This is a genomic window from Actinomycetota bacterium, assembly GCA_030774015.1.
Lineage (GTDB): Bacteria > Actinomycetota > UBA4738 > UBA4738 > JACQTL01 > JALYLZ01.
In genome coordinates, this window is sequence record JALYLZ010000125.1 from 29,672 (window position 1) to 49,045 (window position 19,374).

The window sequence follows — 19,374 nt, forward strand, 5'->3', positions numbered from 1 at the left end:
GGTCGAGCAGTTCGGACACGGCGAAAACAGGCGTACGTGCGGTTCGCGATAATCAGGACCTACCGAATCCCATGGGAGGAGTCGTGGCCGTGGTGAACCTTCGCTCGCCGCTTCGTGACCTGGCAGGTGGCACCGGCACGCTCGAGGTGGAGGGATCCACCATCTCGGAGATCCTGGACCGGCTGGAGGGGGACTACCCGCGCCTGGCCGGGTGGGTCCGCGACGAGGGCGGCTCGCTCCGCGAGCATGTCACCGTGTTCGTGAACGGCGAACGGGCGCCACTGGACCAGGCGGTGTCCTCGCAGGACCGGGTCCACATCCTGCCGGCGATCTCGGGCGGCTCCGGAGACGGGAGTGGCCCGGCCGAGCTGCTGGTCGGGACGCACAAGGGCCTGTTCGTGCTGCGCGGCCCCCGGGGCGGAGCCATGGACATCGCGGCCCGTCAGTTCGAGGGCGTGACGGCCGAGTTCGCCATGCGAGACTCGCGGACGGGCACGTACCACGCGTCGGTCACCGACGGCCAGTACGGGCCGAAGCTGTATGTCAGCGACGACCCGACCGGGGAGTGGGAGCAGGCCCAGGGACCCGCCTTTCCCTCCGACACGGATGCCGCCGTGACGCGCATCTGGGTGATCCATCCTGGGGAGGAGGACGGCGTGGTGTGGGCCGGGGTGGCACCCGCTGCCCTGTTCAAAAGCGAGGACGGCGGGCGGACCTGGTCGCTGAACCGGGGCCTGTGGGACGTGCCGAGCCGTCCCGACTGGCAGCCCGGGGCGGGTGGGCTGTGCCTGCACTCCATCTGCCCGTGGCCGGGCGATCCGGGTCGGATGGCCATCGGCATCTCGGCGGCGGGCGTCTGGCTGACCGACGACGGCGGCGAGACCTGGCGGCGGGGCGTGAAGGGGATCGCGGCGCGCTATCTGCCGCCGGAGTCCCGCGAGGCAGCCGTGGACCTCTGCGTGCACAACATGCACCGCGCCCCGCTCCAGCCCGAGACCATCTACATGCAGTTCCACGGCGGGGTGTACCGGTCGGACGACGCCGGCGAGACGTGGCAGGACATCGGCTCCGAGGGCGGCCTCCCCGCGGACTTCGGGTTCCCGCTGGCGATCGACCCGGCGAATCCCGACCGGGCGTTCGTCATCCCGCTGGTGGCGGACCGTGACCGCGTGACACCGGAGGGCAAGGTCCGCGTGTACGAGACCTCGGACCGCGGCGAGACCTGGCGAGCCCTATCGAACGGTCTTCCCGACGGCTACCTCACCATCCTGCGGCAGGCCTTCGGTCAGGACGGCCGGGACCCGCTGGGGCTGTACTTCGGTGCGGAGTCCGGGGAGGTCTTCGGGTCCGCGGATGGGGGAGCGTCGTGGACGGTGGTGGCGGAGCACCTGCCGCCGGTGACCTCGGTCCGCGTCTCCGCCTGAGGGAAACGTTTCCGACGGCGGACGCGGCCTCACATCACGCCCATGCCCCCCAGGTTCTTCATGAGGTCGCTCATGACGTCGGGGTCGGTGTGGACGTTGACCACCGAGGGCCCGTCGAACTCCGCAGCGCGCTCCAGCGCGGGGCGGAGCTCTTCGGGTGACCTGACGGTCTCGCCGTGGCCGCCCACGGCCTCGGCCAGCAGGTCGTAGCGCATGGTCGACAGGATCGCGCCGACGTCGGCCTCGTGGCCGTAGAAAGCCCGCTGCTCGTGGCGCACGTCGCCCCACCCGCCGTTGTTCACGACCACGCAGATCACCGGCAGGTGGTGGCGGGCCGCGGTGTCCAGCTCCAGGGCCGACAGGCCGAACGCGCCGTCGCCGGTGAACAGGATGACCGGCTCGTCGGGCCGGGCCGCCCGCGCGCCCACTGCGAACGGCAGCCCGATCCCGAGCGTTCCGAAGGCCGAGCCGATGTACATCGAGGTTCCCGGACGGTGGGCCCGGAAGAACGCGATGCCCCACAGGGCGCTGTCACCGCCGTCGGACACCGTGGAACAGGCCCCGGTGTCCTCGGCGAACCGGGCGGTCTCCCGCGCCAGCCAGCCGGGGTGCACGCCCCGCGCGGGGCGTTCCGTCTCGCTCTCCCAGGACCGGAGGCTCATGGCCGTGCCCTGCCGGGCCTGCTCGCACCAGCCGTCGAACTGTTCCGCCGGCTTCGGCCATGTCTCGGTGAGGGCCTCCAGGACCGTCCGCACGTCACCGGCCAGCCCGACGTCGGGGAGCCGTTCCCCGCCCAGGTTCTCGGGCCGAACGTCCACCTGGATGACCTTGCCGGCCGGCGGGAACAGCGGCGCGCCGCCCCACAGCAGGTTCGCGTTGAACCGCGACCCCAGGACCAGCACGGCATCCGACGACGCCAGCGCGATGCCCCCGTGCACCAGCCCGCCCGCGCAGCGCGGATGGTCGTCGTCCACCAGGCCTCGGGCCGCGCTCGTGGTGATGACGGGGATCCCGGAGCGCTCGGCGAACTCGCGCAGCGCGTCGCCGGCCCCGGAGAAGAACGCACCCGACCCGGCCAGCACGGCCGGGCGGGCCGCCGTGGCCAGAAGGTCCGCCGCCCGCTCCAGGTCGCCCTGCGCCGCCGAGGGCCTCGCGTGGGGATGTCCCGAGGGCCAGGGCTTCTCCGCGGGCTGCGCGTGCGAGCCGAACACGTCCTGCGGGATCTCCAGGTATGCGACGCCCGGCGCACCCGACCGAGCCTGATGCACGGCCTCCCGGACGTACTGGGGGATCCGCTCGGGGGCCAGGCACTGTTCCCGCCACTTGGTGATGGGGGCCACCAGGGCGAGCTGGTCCACGTCCTGCACCGCCTCCCGTCCCCGCTGGTGCAGCCCGGTCCGACCGGCGATCACCACCACCGGCGCGCCGGCCTTGTTAGCTTCGGCGATGCCGGGGACGGCGTTGGCCAGCCCGGGGCCGGCGGTGACGCTGGCCACGCCGGGGCGCCCGGTGGCGAGGGCCCAGCCCTCCGCCATCATCACGGCGTTCTCCTCGTGCCGGGTGTCGATCAGGCGGATGCCGGCCACCCGGGCCCCTTCGAACAGCGGAAGGTTGTGCCCTCCGGGGAGGGCGAACATGGTGTCGATCCCCTCGGCCGCCAGGGCCCGCGCGGCCAGGATCCCTCCGTGCTCGGCTTCGGTCACGGAGGGACTCTATCGAATGCCGTGTCCGCACTTCCTCACAGCAGCAGCTCGTACGCGAACCAGGCCGAACGCACCGCCCCCATCCGCTCGTACAGGCGCTGGGCGACCTCGTTGCCGGTGGCGGTGAACCACTCCAGGTGCACGCACCCGCGGTCGCGCGCGGCCGCGGCGGAGGCCTCGATCAGGAGCCTGCCCGCCCCGGTCCCGCGACGCTCCGGCACCACGAACAGGTCGTTCATCAGCGCGACGTCCGCGGCCCGCGTCGAGCTGTGCGTCCAGTAGATGGTGGCGAACCCGATCAGCTCGTCCCCTTCCCACGCCCCCAGCAGCAGCCCCTGGTCGCTGGGCGCGATGAACCGCCGGAAGAACGCGCGGTTGCGCTCGTCGTCGGGTTCGGCCCCGTAGAAGCGCTGGTAGCCTGCGACCAGGGGCAGGACTGCCTCCAGGTCTTCCCGCCGAAGTGCCCGCACGCTCGTCATGACGCAGGCGTCAGCCTATCCGGAGCCGCTAGGATTGCCGCCGATGCGGGCGGCGTTCTTCGAGGGCATGAAGCAGATGGTGGTCCGCGACGCCGATCCTCCGGCACTTCGCGACGGCGACGCCCGCGTGCGCGTCCTCCACTGCGGGATCTGCGGATCGGACCTCTCGCTGTACAAGACGGGCATCCTGGCCGGGCCCGACCAGGTCCTCGGCCACGAGTTCTCGGGTGTCGTGGAGGAAGACCGCTCCGGCACGTTCCAGGAGGGCGCGCGGGTGGTGGCCTGGCCGGCCCGCGGGTGCGGCGAGTGCCTGTGGTGCCGGGAGGGCCACCCCCGGTACTGCCTCGACCCGCCCTCCGCCTGGGGCGCCTACGCCGAGCAGGTCGCCGTGCCGGCGCAGCACCTCATCCCCGTCCCGGACTCCCTGGACGACCGGACGGCGTCCCTGGCCGAGCCGCTGGGGGTGGGGGTCCGCGCCGTGGACATGGCCGGAGTGAAGGAGGGCGACCTGGTATTCGTGTCCGGCCTCGGCTCGATCGGCCTGCTGGCCATCGCCGCGCTGCTCGACCGGGGAGCCCGCGTCATCGGCGCCGACATCCGGGAAGAACGCCGGGAGCTCGGGAAGGAGTTCGGCTGCGAGGTGGTGTTCGACCCCGTGGCCGAGGACCCCTTCTGGAAGACCCTCGCCGTGGACCAGCACGGCCCCGCCTTCGCGTTCGAGTGCTCGGGGTCGGGCACAGCGGTGCAGATGGCCTTCAACGTGTGCGGCCACATGGGAACGGTGGTCCTGCTGGGGATCCCGTTCGAGCCCGCCGTGTTCATCCCCGCGGTGATGTCGGTGAAGGAGCAGCGCGCGCTGTCCATCTCCGGCCCGTCCCGCGAGTCCATGGAGGAATCCCTGGCCTTGCTGGAGCGCCGGCCGGACACGGCCCGGGTGATCACCGGCGACGTCCCGCTCGAGGAGATCGACCGGGCCATGCTGGACCTGGTCGAGGGCCGCGGCGGCGTGAAGGTCCTCGTCGACCCGCGCGTCTAGGCTCGGGTCCCCGGTGACCCGTCGGCCGGGGCCGCAGCCTTCGCGAACCTCGACCGGCCGCCGCCCCCGTCCGACGCTCCTGCTCGCGCCGGCCACCTTCTTCGAGGGCTACGACACCTTCGTCCTGGCCCTCGCGCTGCCGCTGATCCGCAAGGACTTCCACCTCACGGTGGGCCAGTCGGGCCTGGTGGCCTCGGTCGTGTTCGCCGGCTCGTTCGGCGTGTTCGCCCTGCTGCCGCTGGCCGACCGGCTCGGGCGCCGGCCCGTTCTGGCCGTGACCATCGCGGGCTACACCGTGGCCACGTTCGCCACGGCGTTCTCGCGGGGCGTGGTCGACTTCGTGGCCTACCAGTTCGTGGCCCGCTTCTTCCTGTCGGCCGAGTACACCCTGGCCACCATCGTGATGGTGGAGACCGCCCAGCCCGAGCGCCGGGGCCGCGCCCTGGGCCTGCTGACGTCGACCTCCGCGCTGGGGCAGGCCGGGGCCGGAGCCGGGTTCCTGATCGTCCTGGCGGCGCACGCCAGCTGGCGCCTGCTGTACCTGGTCGGCATCGTCCCGCTCGTCCTGGTGGCGCGGGCTCGCCGGGACCTCCCGGAGACCGCGCCGCCGGCGGCCGACCGGCACGCGGCCCTTCGCGCCATCCGCCGCAAGTGGGCGGTGGGAGCCACGGCGCTTGCGTTCCTGTTCGCGCTGTTCCCGACCGCGGTCACCACGCTGGCCTCGACGCTGGTGCTGGAGCGGTGGCACCTGTCGGTCTCGGACCTGCGGCCGTGGCACTTCCTGGTGTGGCTGGTGGCGGTCAGCGGGTTCTTCGTCTCCGGCCGCCTGCTGGACCGGTGGGGCCGCCGTCCCACCTCCGTGCTGTTCCTGGCCGCGGCGACCGGGGCGGGGGCGTTCGCGTTCACCGCGTCGTCCACCACCGCCCGGGTCTTGGGCCTGGCGCTGGTGATCTTCACCCTGACCGGGTCCACGCCCTGCGTCGCCGCCTACTCGACCGAGCTGTTCCCCCCGGGCGCCCGGGGCCGGGTGGGGGCGTGGCTGCGGGGCATGAGCATCACGGGCCAGGCCGCCGCGCCCGCCCTGACCACCGTGCTGGCCGGCCCGCTGGGAGGGCTCGGTGTGGCGCTCGCCGTGGTCGGGTCCTCCTACGCGGTGGGGGCCGCGGTGGTGTTCTTCCTGCTGCCGGAGACCCGGGGCTGGGGGCGCGGACCGCCGCCACCGACGGTGGGACCGGTGGGGCCCGGATGAACCGTTCCGGGCCGTCGGGAGCGTCCCGGGGAACCACCACTTCGGGGACCGGAGCCGTACCATCGGTTCGTGGGCCTGTCGGTCCTGCGTGGGTTCCCGAGGCCGCTTCCGCCGGGTCGTCCCGGCGACCCGGGGCTGTTCGGGCCGGGGACTGTGGCCTGGCGGGTGAACGGGGAGGGTGTCCTGCTGCTCGGCGGCCCGCGGGCACTCCTCATGCAGATCGCGCACCCCTCCGTCGCAGCGGGCGTGGCCGATCACAGCGGCTTCCCGGCGGAACCGTACCGGCGGCTGTGGCGAACCATGGACGCGATGCTCCGGGTCTCCTTCGGCGACTCCGAGCAGTCCCGGCAGGCCGCCGAGCAGGTGACCGGCGTCCACCGCCGGGTGACGGGGGAACGCGCTCGTGACGGCGTGGCCTACCGGGCCATGGACCCGGTCCTGCTCCTGTGGGTGTACGCGACCCTCGTTGACACCGCCCTCGTGGTGTATCGCCGCTTCTTCCGGGCGCTGTCGCCGCAGGACGAGGAGCGCTACCACGAGGAGATGAAGCGGCTGGCCACGGCCATGCACGTGCCGCCTGAGATCCTGCCGGCCGGCCTTGGCGAGTTCCGGACTTACGTGGCGGAAACGGTGGATCGCCTCGAGGTGACCGAGGACGCCCGCCGCCTCGCTCCGCCGATCCTCCGCCCGCCGCTCCCGATTCCGCTTCGACCCCTCGGGGCCCTCCAGGAGCTGGTCACGCTCGGGATCCTCCCGCCCCGGCTGCGCGCGGCGTACGCGCTGTCCTGGACGCCGGCTCGCGAGCGCGCCCTGGCCGCCTCGGCCGGTGCCGTCCGGGCGATGGTCCCCCTGCTCCCCGAGGCCCTCCGGCGGTGGCCCCACGCCCGCTCCGCCCAGCGCCGGGCCAGTGAGGCCGCGCCCGGCCCCTAGGTCGAGTCGGAGATCGCCAATCGACAGGAAGAGGCGCTACTGGTATCCTCTGCTCAGGTGGCCGCTGAGGCCCATTTCATTATGCCCTCTTGCCGTATCCCGGCCAGCGGGAACATACGCTCGGCCGAGGCTGTTGTATGTGATCGAAGGATCGCGTGGAGGGAAATCGAAGGAAGAAGATGGCCGAACCCGCTCGCCCGCTGGGCACCGACGACGCCGACGACCTTCGCCTGTATCTGGAGGCCGCGGCACGCGAGCCCCTCCTCACCAAGGAGGAGGAGGTCGAGCTTGCCATGACCATCGAGAAGGGCAAGGAGGCCGAGGAGCGCCTCCGGGCCGGCCGGCTGAAGGCGGAGCGAAGCGTGCTCAAGGCGCACCAGGAGATCCGCACCGCCGAGGCCGCCCGGAAGCGGTTCATCATGGCCAACCTCCGCCTGGTCGTGTCCGTGGCCCGCAAGTACCAGGGCCAGGGGCTGCCGCTGCTGGACCTCATCCAGGAGGGCAACATCGGCCTGATGCGCGCGGTCGAGCTGTTCGACTGGCGCCGCGGCTTCAAGTTCTCCACCTACGCGACGTGGTGGATCCGCCAGGGCATCACCCGGGCCATCGCCGACCGCTCGCGGTCCATCCGCCTGCCGGTCCACATCCACGACCGCCTGCGGAAGCTGAACCGGACCCGGTTCCAGTTCGCGCAGCAGCACGGGCGCGAGCCCTCCCGCGAAGACCTGGCCAAGGCCCTCGACACCACGGTCGACGAGATCGACGACCTCACGGAGATGGGTCGCCGGGAGCCGTTGTCGCTCCAGGCCCCCGTCGGTGAGGAGACCGAGCTCGGCGACCTGATCGAGGAGACCGATTCCGAGGGCCAGTTCAGCGAGGTCGAGGACTCGCTGCTCCGCGAGGAGATCGGCGCCGCCGTCGAGCGGGTGCTGGACGACCGGGAACGCCAGGTCGTCGCGCTTCGCTACGGCCTGCACACGGGCCGGCCGCTTTCGCTGCGGGAGACCGGGAAGGTGCTCGGCCTGTCCGGCGAGCGCGTCCGCCTGATCGAGCGGGAGGCCCTGCGGAAGCTCCGGGACTCCAAGGAGATCGGCGCCGCGGTCGCGCTGTAGCCGCCCTCGGCGCAGCCAGATCCAGGAATCCCGAAGTCGCTGGAGGAGCCCCCTGTGGGGGACGATAACTCCAGCATGGCCTCCGATCAGCTCACGGCCTCTGCCGCCGCCACCCCGGCGGTGACCGAAGGCACCCGGATCGCCGCCCGGAACGCCGCGGTGGTCGCGGCGGCCGAGATCGCGGGCAAGGTGGCCACGCTGGCCTTCATGGTGGCGGCCGCCCGTATCCTGGGCCGCTCCGGCTTCGGGGCGTTCTCCTTCGCCCTGTCGTTCTCCCTGCTGGCGGCGACCCTGCCCTCGTTCGGGTTCGCCGCCCTTCTGACGCAACGTGCCAGCGCCGAGCCGGCCCGCCTCCCCCAGCTGCTGTCCGAGATACTGGTGTGGCGGACCGCCATCGCGGTGCCCGTGTTCGCGGGGGCGGCCGTGGCCGGACTGGCCCTGATGCCCGGCGGTGGCTCCACCACCGCGTTCCTCCTGGTGCTGCTGGCCTCGTTCGTGGATATCTACACCGACGCCGGGCGGGCTGCCGCGGGGGCCAGGCAGGACCTGCGGGGGGTGAGCGTCGCGCTGGTGGTCCAGCGCTTCGTGACGGCGGGACTGGCGCTGTTCGCCCTGCTGGCCGGGTTCGGCCTGGTGGGGCTGGCCGCGACCTACCTGGCCGGCACGGCCGTCGGCACGCTGGGGGTGGCGGTGAGCCTCCGGCGGCTGGGGGTCACGGTGGACATGAGGTCGATCCGGCGCGACACCATGCTGGCCACCGGGCGGATGTCCATCGCCATCGGCATCGACACCGTCGTGGCGATGGCCCTGTTCCGGATCGACCAGGTCATGCTGGGCGCGCTGAAGGGCCAGGCCGCCGTGGGTGTGTACGCGGCGGCCTACCGGCTGCTCGAGACCGTGCTGTTCCTGTCGTGGTCGCTGGCCCGGGCGGTCTATCCGATGATGAGCGCGGACGCCGAGCGATCCCGGGTCCGCCGGGGCCTCGAGCAGGCCGTGGCGGCAGTCGCGTTGATCTATGTCCCCTTCGGGGTGGCCCTGTGGATCGACGCCGGGCCCATCCTGCGGGTGCTGTACGGCGCCTCGTACGCGGCGGGCGGCACGTCGGTGGTCCGGTGGCTGGCCGCGGCGCCGCTGGTGTTCGGCGTGGGGTTCCTGGGGAACTTCGCCCTGCTGGCCCGGCGGCGTCGGTGGGAGGTGGCCGCCGCCAGCTCGGTCGCCGCCGCCTACAACGTCGGCATGAACTTCGTCCTCATCCCGCACCTGTCCGGCACGGGAGCGGCCATCGTCACCACCACGTCCTACGCGCTGGAGGCCGTGGTCATCCTCGGCCTGCTGGTGCGGGACATCGGCTGGCCCCGGCTCGACCGTGCGGTCGCCCTGCCGGTGGCGGCCGCCGCGCTGATGGGCGCGTTCCTGGTGGTGTCGCCGTTCGGACCGCTGGTGGAGCTTCCAACGGGGGCGGTCCTGTACGGGGGGGCCTGGTTCCTGCTGGCACGGTGGCGGGCGCCGGAGCACCTCGCGGTGATCGCGTCGGTGGTGCCGGGTCGCCGGCGCGAGACGTAGAGGCCGCTAGCCGGCCTGGGCCCTCGCCCCCGGCGCATTTCCGGGCGACGGGCCCGTGCCCGCCGGGGCCGCCCTGCCGCCGTCGCGGCCTCTTCGTGCGAGCTTCCGAACCGCCAGCCCGGCCAGGAATCGCATGTGGTCCCAGAACGGCCCCCGGTCACCGGCCGACCAGATGCTGTGGGTGGCGAAGGGCGCGCCGGCCACGCAGCCCAGCATGTCGCGCCCCAGCCCGCCCCGCCGTTCCACCCGGGCCCGGAGGAGGTCGCCCTCCAGCCACTGGAACCGGACCCCCACGCGCGGCGGCGCCGTTCGCGGCAGGCTGCGGCCGGTGGCCAGCCGGGCCCACAGGTCCGGGAAGTTCGGGCCGGCCGCGAGGGCAAGGGCCATGGAGCCGTAGAAGCGGCCGTTCAGGTCGATCAGGCGGGGCACACCGTCGTCGGGGACCAGGAACTGGACGTGCGCCAGCCCCTCCCACTCCAGCTCCGACAGCAGGGCCCGGACCCGGGCGGAGAGCTCGGCGTCGGCCCTCACCGTGCGGGCGCGGGCGCTCCCGCCGGCCGGTGTCGGCCACACGCGCTGGGCGACCTGGTGGACCTCGGCCGGCGTCGCGCCGTGCGCGTCCACCAGCGTCGTCACCGAGAGGAGCTTCCCGTGGAGCATCTCCTGGACGATCGGTTCTCCTCCCGCGGCGCGGATCTCCTCGGCCCGACGGGTCACCTCCTCGGGGTCGCCCGAGATCAGGGTGGCCTGGCGCGCCGGCGCGCCCTTCGAGCTCGGCGACCAGTGCAGTCTGGCCTTTACCACGACCGGACCCGGGAACGTCACCAGGTGTTCCTGGGTGGCCGGAGCCGTCCGGGGGGTGGCGATCCCGGCCCGGCGGGCGGCCTGGTCCAGCTCCAGCTTGTCCAGGGCCCGAACCACCGATCGGTGTGGCCCGTACCCCACGCTCGCTCCCAGGAGGTCCCTGCCGCCCGACAGCGCCAGGATCTCCGCGTCGCCGCAGCCGAACACCACCTCGGCCTCGCTGGCGGCTGACGCCGTTGCCGCGGCCGCCACGAACGCGTCGAGGTCGTCCTCCGGGCGCGGCACGAAGAGCCATCGTCTGGCCCACCGGGACGCCGCCGCCAGGTCGGAGCGCTCCGGAGACGCCACGTGCACCTGCCAGCCGGCCCGTCCCAGGGCGCGAACGGCGGCAAGGGCGGCCCGGCTCCGCCCCTCGGAGATGATCAGCGCGCGCATGCATGGCATGCATCGGCGGCCGGCGGTTCCCGCCTGAGCGGGACCGGCCCTGGGTCCGGTCACGGTCCGGCCCGGCATCGGTCCATCACCTCGCCGGCGCCCGGCGAGCCGAAAGTTCTACGTCGTTCGCCCGTTGTGCCATCGCCCGGCCTGTGACTACGCTCATCACCCATCCGGGGGGGTGGAGTGAGGAGGATCGGAACAGTCGTGCGTGCAGGCTATCTCGGGCATCCCCGGAGGCGCCGCGTCTTCAGGACGACGGCGCTCGCTTCGGCACTGCTGGCCATGGCCTCCATCGTGGCCACCGGTGCGACGGCCGCAGCGGCCGGGACCCAGACCACGGTGACGGCGGTCGCCGATTCCTACGTGGACTCCAAGCACAGGACCTCGAACTACGGGACCTCCACCGAGATCCTTGTCAGCAAGGACCGTTCCGGCTACGTCCGGTTCAACGTCCAGGGCGTCACCGGCGCCGTCTCGACCGCGACCCTGCGCCTGCACGCCAACAACGACTTCGGCCCCGGGTTCGCCGTGCGGTTCGTCTCCAGCACCACCTGGGGCGAAACCACCATCACGTACTCCGACGCCCCGGCGATGTCCTCGACCATCATCGCGTCGAGCGGGGCCGTGAAATCGGGGTGGATCTCCCTGGACGTGACGTCCCTGGTGTCCGGGAACGGGCTCATCAGCGTGGGTGTAACCACCCAGGCGGGCGGAACGCTGACGCTGGCCAGCCGCGAGACCGGCGGGAATTCCCCCCAGCTCGTCGTCACCACCGCCGCCCCGGCCGACACCATGGCGCCCTCCGTGCCGGCCGGCCTGACGGCCAACGCCGTGAGCTCGGGCGAGGTCGACCTGTCCTGGGCCGCGTCGACCGACGACGTCGGCGTGACCGGCTACACCGTGTACCGGAACGGATCGGCCGTGGCCACGGCGACCGGGACGAGCTACGCGGACCAGGCGGTGGCCGGCGGCACCTCGTACTCCTATGGGCTCGACGCCTTCGACGCCGCCGGCAACCATTCGGCCCAGTCCACGGCCGCCTCGGCCACCACGCCCACACCGGCCGCCACCGGCGATCCCATCATCGGCGCCGCCGGCGACATCGCGTGCGATCCCGCGAACCCGTCCTTCAATGGCGGGAGCGGCACCGCCGACAGCTGCGCCGAGAAGGCCACGGCCGCGCTGCTCGCCTCCGCCCCCCTGACCGCGGTCCTCACGCTGGGCGACGACCAGTACGACGACGGGGCGCTGGCCAAATGGGGCCAGTCCTACGGCCCCACCTGGGGGGCCTTCAAGTCGATCACCTACCCGGGGGTCGGCAACCACGAGTACCTCACCGGCGGTGCGGCCGGGTACTTCGGCTACTACGGCGCGGCCGCCGGCGACCCGTCCAAGGGGTACTACAGCGTCGACGTCGGCACCTGGCACCTCATCGCGCTGAACGGCGAGTGCTCCTACGTGGGTGGGTGCGCGAGCGGCTCGGCGCAGGAGACGTGGCTGCGGGCCGACCTGGCGGCCCACCCCAACGCCTGCACGCTGGCGTGGTGGCACGAGCCCCGGTTCACGTCGGGATGGAGCGGCAACCACACCATGTTCGACGCGTTCTGGAAGGACCTGTACGCGGCGGGCGCGGAGATCGTGCTGAACGGCCACGACCACATCTACGAGCGCTTCGCGCCCCAGACGCCCGGCGCCGTGGCCGACTCCATGTACGGCATCCGCGAGTTCATCGTGGGAACGGGCGGGCGCAACCACAGCAGCATCGCGTCGATCCAGCCGAACAGCGAGCTCCGCAACGTCACCGCGTTCGGCGTCCTCGAGCTCACGCTGCACCCCAACGGCTACGACTGGTCGTTCCTGCCGGTGGCCGGCAGCACGTTCACCGACTCGGGGTCCCAGGCCTGCCACAGCGTCCCGCCGGCCAGTGTCTCCGCGCACTACGCGACCCGCAGCTCATGGCCGGCCACCGACGGCATGTCCGTGCGCAGGGTGTCCGACCGCCCGGACGACTAGCCGCGCAAGCCGGGCAGCGCCGCGATGCTCGGCAGCACGAGGTCGGGCTGGATCGTGGCTTCCTCCAGATCGTCGCGGCTCGAGGTGCCGGTGAGGACCAGGATGGCGTCCAGCCCCGCCCCTTTGGCGCCGGCGACGTCGGAGATCAGGTGGTCACCGACCACGGCCACGCGCCGGCACCCCGCCAGCGCGTCGCGGGCGATCTGGAACATCAACGGACCGGGCTTTCCCACCACGGTGGCCGTGGCGCCAGTCGCCGCCTCGACCGCGGCAAGGATGGCCCCGGTCGCGGGGCGAGGCCCGTCATGGGCTGGGAAGACGGCGTCCCGTGCGGTCGCGTACAGGGCGGCACCGTTGAGGATCGCGGTGGTGGCCGAACGCAGCTCGTCGTAGTCGAACCGGTCGTGCCCGCCCACCACCACCACCTCGGCTCTCCCGGCGTCGGGCGCGGAGACGAGGCGGAGGCCCGCCTGCTCGATCTCACGGCGAAGCGCCGGGGACCCGATCACGAACGCGTGACGGCCGGCGAGATTCCCCCGCGACTCCAGGAAGCGGGCCGTCGCCGTCGCCGCGGTCAGCACGTCGGCCGCCGTGGCCGGGATGCCGATCGCCGCCAAGCGAGCCGCCTGCTCCTCTCCGGAGCTCTGGGGGTCGTTCGTCACGAACACCACCCGCGTTCCGTTCGCGCGGAGGGCGGCGATCGCGCCGGCCGCCCCCTCGATGGGCTCGCCTCCGAGCCAGACGACGCCATCCAGGTCCACGATCAGGCCGTCGTAGTCGAGACTCCCGGGTGTTCCCTCTTCGCCACCGGTCCCGCGCCGGCTGACCTTGCGACCGCTCTTCGCCCCCCGGTCGTACGTGTCGAGCCAGGCCGGTCGCCCGATGCCCGGCCGCAGGAGCGGGTCGTCCCGCGGCTCCAGCGCGACCAGCCGCATCGGGAGCTCGCCGGCCCAGACGGGTAGGACCAGATCCTCCTCGTCGTCCTTCGGCGGCCCGGACCGGACCTTGGCCGACGCGTCGTCGAGGCCGATTCCCAGCACCGTGGTCTGCCGGAGCTCGGAGGGACTGGGGCCCCGGACCTCTTCCCACCGGGACGGAGCCACGTGCTCGACGATCGCCTTGAGAGCTCGCACCTTCTCGGCTTCGTCCTCGACCTCGAAGGCCCTTCCCAGGATCACCACCGATCGGTAGTTCACGGAGTGGTCGAACGCCGACCGGGCCAGCACGAGCCCGTCCACGATCGAGGCGGCAGATGAGGGCCTCGTCGAGGATGTCCTCCACCACCGTTCGGTCGTAGCGGGCGCGCTCGGGGTGCCGCTTGACCTGAACCCGATCCGAAGGTGCGGTGCTCATGCGCTGAACGTGCGCCTCCCTCCCCTGACGGCGCGGGCCAGTGCCGCCGACACCGCAGGGGCTTCGCCCGGCTCCAACGTGGCCGTCGTGAGGCGAACCCCCGGCCCGCTGGCCAGGCGAAAGCGCTCGCCGGGGGCGACCGCATAGCCGGCGGCGAGCATCGACGCGACGGCGACCGTCTCCTCGGGCACCGGAACCCAGACGTTGAGCCCGGAACGGCCCCAGGCTCCGATTCCATGTGCCGCCAGCGCCTCGACCAGGGCCTGCCGGCGCTCGCCGTAGACGCGCTCGGTGCGGGCGAGCCGCTTCCTGGTCCGATGGTCCGCCAGCATCGCCGCCACCGTCCGCTGGAGGCTGCGGCTGACCCAGCCGATCCCGAGGAGCTGCCGGCCCTCCACACGGGCCACCGTCACCTCGTCGCCCGCCAGCGCGGCGACGCGAAGGTCCGGCCCCAAGCCCTTGGCGAAGGAACGGACCACCGCCCATCGCTCGCGACCCCCGCAAACGGAGGCAGCCGGTGCCCCCGCGATGCCTGCCGCGTGGTCGTCCTCGATCACCAGCACCTCGGGATGCGCCGCCAGGACCCCGCGCAGCTGGGCGGCCCGTTCCGGGTCGAGGGCCGCGGCGCCGGGGTTCTGTGCCCGCGGCGTCAGGATCACGCCATCGACGCCCCGGCCGAGCGCGCGCTCCAGGGCCTCCGGCCGAATCCCCGCCTCGTCGATCCTCACTCCCTCGACCCGCAGGCCCAGCGCGGCCAGAAGGTCGAGGACCCGAGGGAACGCTGGATCCTCCACCGCCACCCGGTCGCCGGGACGGAGCGCGGCGCCGAGCACGCGCTCGATGCCGTCGAGCGCGCCGCTCACGATCGTGATGTGGTCGGCGTCGATGCCGTCCGCCCGGAACGCGGCTCCGACCAGTGCGACCAGGCGCTCGTCCTTGGGCTCGACCCCGTAGAGGACCTGTTCGGGCTCGAGGTGGGGCAGCGGGGGGAGCAGTGCCGGGTCGGGGTTGCCGCTGGTGAGGTCGCGAACCCCGGCCGGCACGGCCACCTCGTACTGGACGGGAAGCGGCGGGCGGGCGGCCACTCGCGTCCCGGCGCGGCCGGCACCCACGACCAAGCCGCGCTCGCGGAGGCGGCGGTAGGCGGTGGCGACGGTGACGTGGCTGGCGGCGAGGTCGGCGGCCAGGGCCCGGATCGGCGGCAGGTGCTCTCCCGGCCGCAGCTGCCCCCGGCGTACGGCGCGCTCCACGCTCGCCGCGATCTCGATGGCGGTCCGTCCGGCGATCGTATTTTGCCCAGGCACGAATTGATTTTTAGCCTATAACGTAATCGGAAGTCAATCGCGGCGGCTCCCGGCCGCCTGGGCCGGACGGATTTGGTAAGACTGAGCGGCCATGGCGACGATCGACGGCGTTCGCGAGGTGGCCCTGAGCCTGCCCCGGACGTACGAGGCGCTGGTGCGGGACCGGGTCAAGTTCCGCGTAGGGCGGATCGTCTACCTGTCCTTCTCGCGCGACGAGACGCTGATGGGGTTCGCGTTTCCCAAGGAGGAGCGTGAAGGCCTGGTCGCGTCCGACCCCGACAAGTTCCTGATGCCCGAGCCGTCGGACCTCCGGTACAACTGGGTGGTCGTCCGCCTGGGCGCCATCGACGACGTCGAGATGCGCGAGATCGTCGTCGACGCATGGCGCATGGTCGTGCCCAAGAGCGTCGCCGGCGCACACCTGGACCGTGATCCCGCAGCCGGGCCCTGAAGACCGAGAGGAGAAGCGGCAACACTTTTCGCCATCGAGCAGGTCGGCCAGCTCGGGCGCGTACCGCGCCCGGACATTCGTGCAAGCCATGGCGTCCGGCGGCTCGTAGACCTGTGGGGAGCTGGCAGGGGGACAACCGAGAAGGAGGAGACATGCGTCGAAGGATCGCCTTCACGGCCGCGCTCGTCGTGGCGCTCGCCGGCATGGGGTCCGGCGTGGCCCGGGCCACCCAGACCACCCCCCGCGGGGCGTTCACCCCGCCCAAGGTCCAGAAGGCGTTCTACGACGACCATCTGGATGCGTTCGTCAGCACGGACACCTCCAGCAAGTTCTTCGCCAAGGCCATGGGCATCAACTTCTCGCCCGTCCTGGCCTCGCTCAAGCCCAAGGCCTTCCCCGAGATCTACGTGGTCAAGGGCCGCGCCGCGCAGGGCCAGCTCACGGTGCTCGGCTCCGAGCCGGGCGAGTCGAACTACTCCCCGATCTGGAACCGGGTCACGGTCACGTGGAAGCAGTCGGCCACCCCGGTCCTCCTCACCAGCGACACGCAGATCGACGATCGCGAGTCGGCCGGCGACCTCACCACGACGCGCACCAAGCTCCTGTTCGACTGTCCGGTGATCGCAGAGGACATCGACGCGGGCGCACACGTCGCGCCGCCCACGGTGTTCAAGACCTTCTACGACGCCCACCGGGACGGCATGCTCGCGACGGACGTGGGCTCCAAGACCCAGGCCAAGGCCAAGCACATCAATTTCTCGCCGGTCCTGGCCAATCTGGGCTCGAAGGCCTTCCCGGAGATCTACATCTTCCAGGGACGGATGGCCAAGGGTCAGCTCATGGTGCTCGGTTCGGAGCCCGGCGAGCCCGATTACTCCCCGGTGTGGGGAGAGACGTTCGCGCACTGGAAGGCCGGGGTGACCCCCCACGTGGTCAAGAGCGACACGGCGGTGGACCACCTCGCGGCGACGGGCAAGATCGTCCTTCAGGACACGACCTTGCTCCTGAACTGCCCGGTCACCGGGGAGGCGGGCCAGTAAGTCCCGGCGCGGCCGGCGTCCTCACAGCGTCGGAGGCGAAGCTCTGCCCGGTCACGCCCCCGGCTTGCTCCGGCGCTCCTGCAACACCCCGGCAGCCATCTGCCGTCCTCGAGATGCCGGATCTCGCCGACCTCCACCCCGCGTTCGACGAGTCCGTCCCGCGCGGCCTCGATGTCGGAGACGACCAGGTGCGTGCCCCGGACCGAGCCCGGGATCGCGTCGGTGATCCCGATCCCGATGGCGATCGAGCACGCCGAGCCCGGCGGCGTCAGCTGGACGACCCGCATCTCGTCGCCGACGCGGGTGTCGACCTCCAGGTTGAAGCCGGGCGCGTTCGAGGTAGAAGGACTTGGCGCGGTCCACGTCCGAGACGGGGATCAGCACGAGCTCGAGCTTGAAGTCCACGATGCAGCCTCCTTCGTTCGTCGCCTGTCACCTGGGGACGAGCCCGAGGATCGCAGATATGGAACCGATCCCGGGACGTATGCGTCCTGGAAGCCGTGATGGAGAGATGCTGAGCGCCAAGGTGGAGCGAGCCCCGGCGGTGGAGAACGGCAGAATCGGCGAGCTGTACCTGCGGCATGCCGACGATGCCGTGCGGCTAGCCTACCTGCTGACCGGGGACCTCGCGCTTGCGGAGGACCTAGTCCAGGACGCCTTCGTCCGATTGGCCGGGCGACTGGTCCACCTGCGGGACCCCGGCGCGTTCCATGCCTACCTGCGAAGGACGGTGGTGAACCTCTCGCGCTCGCACTTCCGGCGGCGGAGGGTGGAGCGGGACTACCTGGAGCGCGCGCGAGGCGACGTCGGGCGCGACGCGACGCGATGGTCCGCTCCATCCGTGGAGGACCGGCAGGTGCTGTGGCAGGCGCTGGGGCAGCTCTCCCAGCGCCAGCGCGCCGCCATCGTCCTGCGGTTCTACGAGGACCTGTCCGAGGCCCAGGTGGCCGAGATTCTGAAATGCCGGCCGGGAACGGTGAAGTCGCTCGTGTCGCGAGGGCTCGAGACGCTCAGGAACGAGATCAGGGGTGATGACGGTGAGTGACACGAATGACGATCTCCGCCAGGTTCTTCGCAGGAGAGCCGACGACGTGCCGTTGCATCGCACGGTTCCGCCGCCTCTGCTGCGCCGGACCCGCCGCCGGATCGCGCTGAACGCTCTGGCCGTGGGGGCCGCGGTCGTCGTGGTGGCGGGCGGTGGCTTCGCCGGCCTGCGCGCCATGAGCGCCCCCGGCTCGTCGCGGCCCACCGTCGGACCGGCGTCCAATGCGTCGGGCCACTCGACGCCGTCGTCCTCCGCCCACTCGACACCCCCGCCCTCGGCCCTTTCGGCCTGTACTTCTGGGGAGCTTCGCGCCGTGGGCTCGATGGAGGGAGCCGCCGGCTCGCGGGAGGGGGCCGTCACCATCACGAACTTCTCGGACCAGGCCTGCACGCTCCAGGGGACGCCAACGATCACCCTTCTCGATGGGAACCTGGACCCGATCACCTCTGGCGTGGCGTTCAGCTCCTCGCCGGCCGGATGGGTCGCCAATGCATCTCCCCAGCCGCCGGGGTGGCCCGTCGTGACGCTGGCGCCCGGTGACTCCGCCTCCGTCCGCATCCGCTGGGGCAACTGGTGTCCCGAGGGCCGAGCCGCGCCACTGTGGCAGGTCCGGATCCCCGGCAGCGGGACCGTCGACGTCAACGGGTTCGAGGCGCTGGGCCCGCCCCCGTGCAACGGGCCCGGACAGCCCTCGACGGTGGAGGTGGGGCCGTTCGAGCCGAACTCGGGTGCCTGACCCTCACCGCGTGGACCGATCTCCCACCGAGATCCCGCAGCCTCTGTAGCTGGGCACTGTTCGGAAGTCGAGCACTCCGGGGGCACTCTGTCCGGGTTCACAGCTTCCGCGCATCGGGCTCAAAGGGGCGACCCGCACCATCGGGGTCGAACGGCGCATCGGGCGCCGCAACGGAAAGGAGACGGACATGAGCGACAACGGGGCGCCGGCGGCACGGGCCAGCCGCCGCAGGCGCTGGTTAGGAGCGGGCGGGCTGCTCGGGGCCGGAGTGCTCGCCGGGGCCATCCTGGCGGGCTCCCAGGTGGCGGGCGCGGCGAGTTCCAACTCGAGCAACTCGGCTTCGCCGTCGAGCTCGTCGACCGGGGTCGCGGCGCGCCACGCGGGCAATCCGGCCCAGGTCGCCCACGGGCCGGGGGAGACCCTCCTGAGCGGCGCGAACCTCTCGACGGCCACGGTGGCGGCCAAGGCTGCCGTTCCCGGCGCCACGATCATCCGGGTGGAGACCGACTCCAACGGCGGTGCGGTCTACGAGGCCCACATGCAGAAGGCCGATGGAGGCTTCGTCACCGTCCAGTTCGACAAGAACCTCAAGGTGACCGGCACGGTGGACGGCTTCGGCCCGGGCGGGCCGGTCCCCGGATCCTCCGCCTGATCCAAGCGACAGACGCACGGCGTGAGAGGCCCGGCGATGAGC

General features: G+C 72.3%; 17 protein-coding genes and 1 pseudogene. 12 read left to right on the forward strand and 6 right to left on the reverse strand.

Going from position 1 to position 19,374, the window contains the following annotated elements; genetic code table 11:
* Positions 1-83: 83 nt before the first annotated feature.
* The gene (locus tag M3Q23_12340) at positions 84-1,424 is read left to right on the forward strand and encodes a MoaD/ThiS family protein (GenBank protein ID MDP9342854.1); all 1,341 of its coding nucleotides are present in this window, start codon (positions 84-86) and stop codon (positions 1,422-1,424) included.
* A gap of 29 nt (positions 1,425-1,453) precedes the next feature.
* Here M3Q23_12340 and M3Q23_12345 read toward each other — a convergent pair whose 3' ends face one another.
* Positions 1,454-3,127, reverse strand: coding sequence for a thiamine pyrophosphate-binding protein (locus M3Q23_12345; GenBank protein MDP9342855.1), 1,674 nt, complete (start codon positions 3,125-3,127; stop codon positions 1,454-1,456).
* A gap of 35 nt (positions 3,128-3,162) precedes the next feature.
* A complete protein-coding gene (locus M3Q23_12350) occupies positions 3,163-3,606 on the reverse strand; it encodes a GNAT family N-acetyltransferase (GenBank protein MDP9342856.1) in 444 nt (147 codons plus the stop codon).
* A gap of 43 nt (positions 3,607-3,649) precedes the next feature.
* Here M3Q23_12350 and M3Q23_12355 point away from each other — a divergent pair, with 43 nt between their 5' ends.
* The 5 genes from M3Q23_12355 (at position 3,650) to M3Q23_12375 (ending at position 9,496) form a co-directional block, all read left to right on the forward strand.
* The gene (locus M3Q23_12355; protein MDP9342857.1) at positions 3,650-4,642 is read left to right on the forward strand and encodes an alcohol dehydrogenase catalytic domain-containing protein; all 993 of its coding nucleotides are present in this window, start codon (positions 3,650-3,652) and stop codon (positions 4,640-4,642) included.
* Positions 4,643-4,655: 13 nt separating this feature from the next.
* Positions 4,656-5,891 (forward strand): MFS transporter, encoded by a 1,236-nt coding sequence (locus tag M3Q23_12360; GenBank protein ID MDP9342858.1) that lies wholly within the window; start codon positions 4,656-4,658, stop codon positions 5,889-5,891.
* Positions 5,892-5,960: 69 nt separating this feature from the next.
* A complete protein-coding gene (locus M3Q23_12365; protein ID MDP9342859.1) occupies positions 5,961-6,821 on the forward strand; it encodes a DUF2236 domain-containing protein in 861 nt (286 codons plus the stop codon).
* 179 nt (positions 6,822-7,000) lie between these two features.
* Positions 7,001-7,933: a sigma-70 family RNA polymerase sigma factor gene (locus M3Q23_12370; protein ID MDP9342860.1), complete on the forward strand. Its 933-nt coding sequence runs from the start codon at positions 7,001-7,003 to the stop codon at positions 7,931-7,933.
* 75 nt (positions 7,934-8,008) lie between these two features.
* Positions 8,009-9,496 carry an oligosaccharide flippase family protein gene (locus M3Q23_12375; protein MDP9342861.1) on the forward strand — a complete coding sequence of 496 codons (1,488 nt, stop codon included), beginning with the start codon at positions 8,009-8,011 and terminating at the stop codon, positions 9,494-9,496.
* Between the two features lie 6 nt (positions 9,497-9,502).
* Here the strand turns inward: M3Q23_12375 and M3Q23_12380 are convergent, their stop codons facing one another.
* Entirely contained in the window at positions 9,503-10,735 is a 1,233-nt protein-coding gene (locus M3Q23_12380) for an ATP-grasp domain-containing protein (protein MDP9342862.1), read from the reverse strand.
* A gap of 207 nt (positions 10,736-10,942) precedes the next feature.
* On the opposite strand from M3Q23_12380, the gene M3Q23_12385 reads away from it, so the two are divergent.
* On the forward strand, positions 10,943-12,751 hold the full coding sequence (locus tag M3Q23_12385) for a DNRLRE domain-containing protein (protein ID MDP9342863.1): 1,809 nt from the start codon (positions 10,943-10,945) through the stop codon (positions 12,749-12,751).
* Here M3Q23_12385 and M3Q23_12390 read toward each other — a convergent pair.
* Positions 12,748-13,989, reverse strand: a complete 1,242-nt coding sequence (locus M3Q23_12390; protein MDP9342864.1) for an HAD-IIA family hydrolase — start codon at positions 13,987-13,989, stop codon at positions 12,748-12,750. The genes M3Q23_12385 and M3Q23_12390 overlap by 4 nt on opposite strands.
* Positions 13,990-14,100: 111 nt before the next feature.
* Complete coding sequence (locus M3Q23_12395; protein ID MDP9342865.1) at positions 14,101-15,408, reverse strand: aminotransferase class I/II-fold pyridoxal phosphate-dependent enzyme; 1,308 nt, start codon at positions 15,406-15,408, stop codon at positions 14,101-14,103.
* Between the two features lie 91 nt (positions 15,409-15,499).
* Here M3Q23_12395 and M3Q23_12400 point away from each other — a divergent pair, with 91 nt between their 5' ends.
* Positions 15,500-15,859 (forward strand): MmcQ/YjbR family DNA-binding protein, encoded by a 360-nt coding sequence (locus M3Q23_12400; protein MDP9342866.1) that lies wholly within the window; start codon positions 15,500-15,502, stop codon positions 15,857-15,859.
* A 152-nt stretch (positions 15,860-16,011) separates the two neighbouring features.
* On the forward strand, positions 16,012-16,899 hold the full coding sequence (locus M3Q23_12405) for a hypothetical protein (GenBank protein ID MDP9342867.1): 888 nt from the start codon (positions 16,012-16,014) through the stop codon (positions 16,897-16,899).
* On the opposite strand, the pseudogene M3Q23_12410 reads toward M3Q23_12405, so the two are convergent.
* Positions 16,845-17,304 (reverse strand): annotated as a pseudogene (locus tag M3Q23_12410) (hypothetical protein). The gene M3Q23_12405 and the pseudogene M3Q23_12410 sit on opposite strands and share 55 nt — an antisense overlap.
* Positions 17,305-17,410: 106 nt before the next feature.
* Here M3Q23_12410 and M3Q23_12415 point away from each other — a divergent pair.
* From M3Q23_12415 to M3Q23_12425, 3 genes are all read left to right on the forward strand, one after another.
* The gene (locus tag M3Q23_12415) at positions 17,411-17,944 is read left to right on the forward strand and encodes a SigE family RNA polymerase sigma factor (GenBank protein MDP9342868.1); all 534 of its coding nucleotides are present in this window, start codon (positions 17,411-17,413) and stop codon (positions 17,942-17,944) included.
* Positions 17,937-18,680: a DUF4232 domain-containing protein gene (locus M3Q23_12420; protein MDP9342869.1), complete on the forward strand. Its 744-nt coding sequence runs from the start codon at positions 17,937-17,939 to the stop codon at positions 18,678-18,680. The genes M3Q23_12415 and M3Q23_12420 overlap by 8 nt, the downstream gene beginning before the upstream one ends.
* A gap of 187 nt (positions 18,681-18,867) precedes the next feature.
* Positions 18,868-19,332, forward strand: a complete 465-nt coding sequence (locus M3Q23_12425) for a hypothetical protein (GenBank protein ID MDP9342870.1) — start codon at positions 18,868-18,870, stop codon at positions 19,330-19,332.
* Positions 19,333-19,374: the final 42 nt, after the last annotated feature.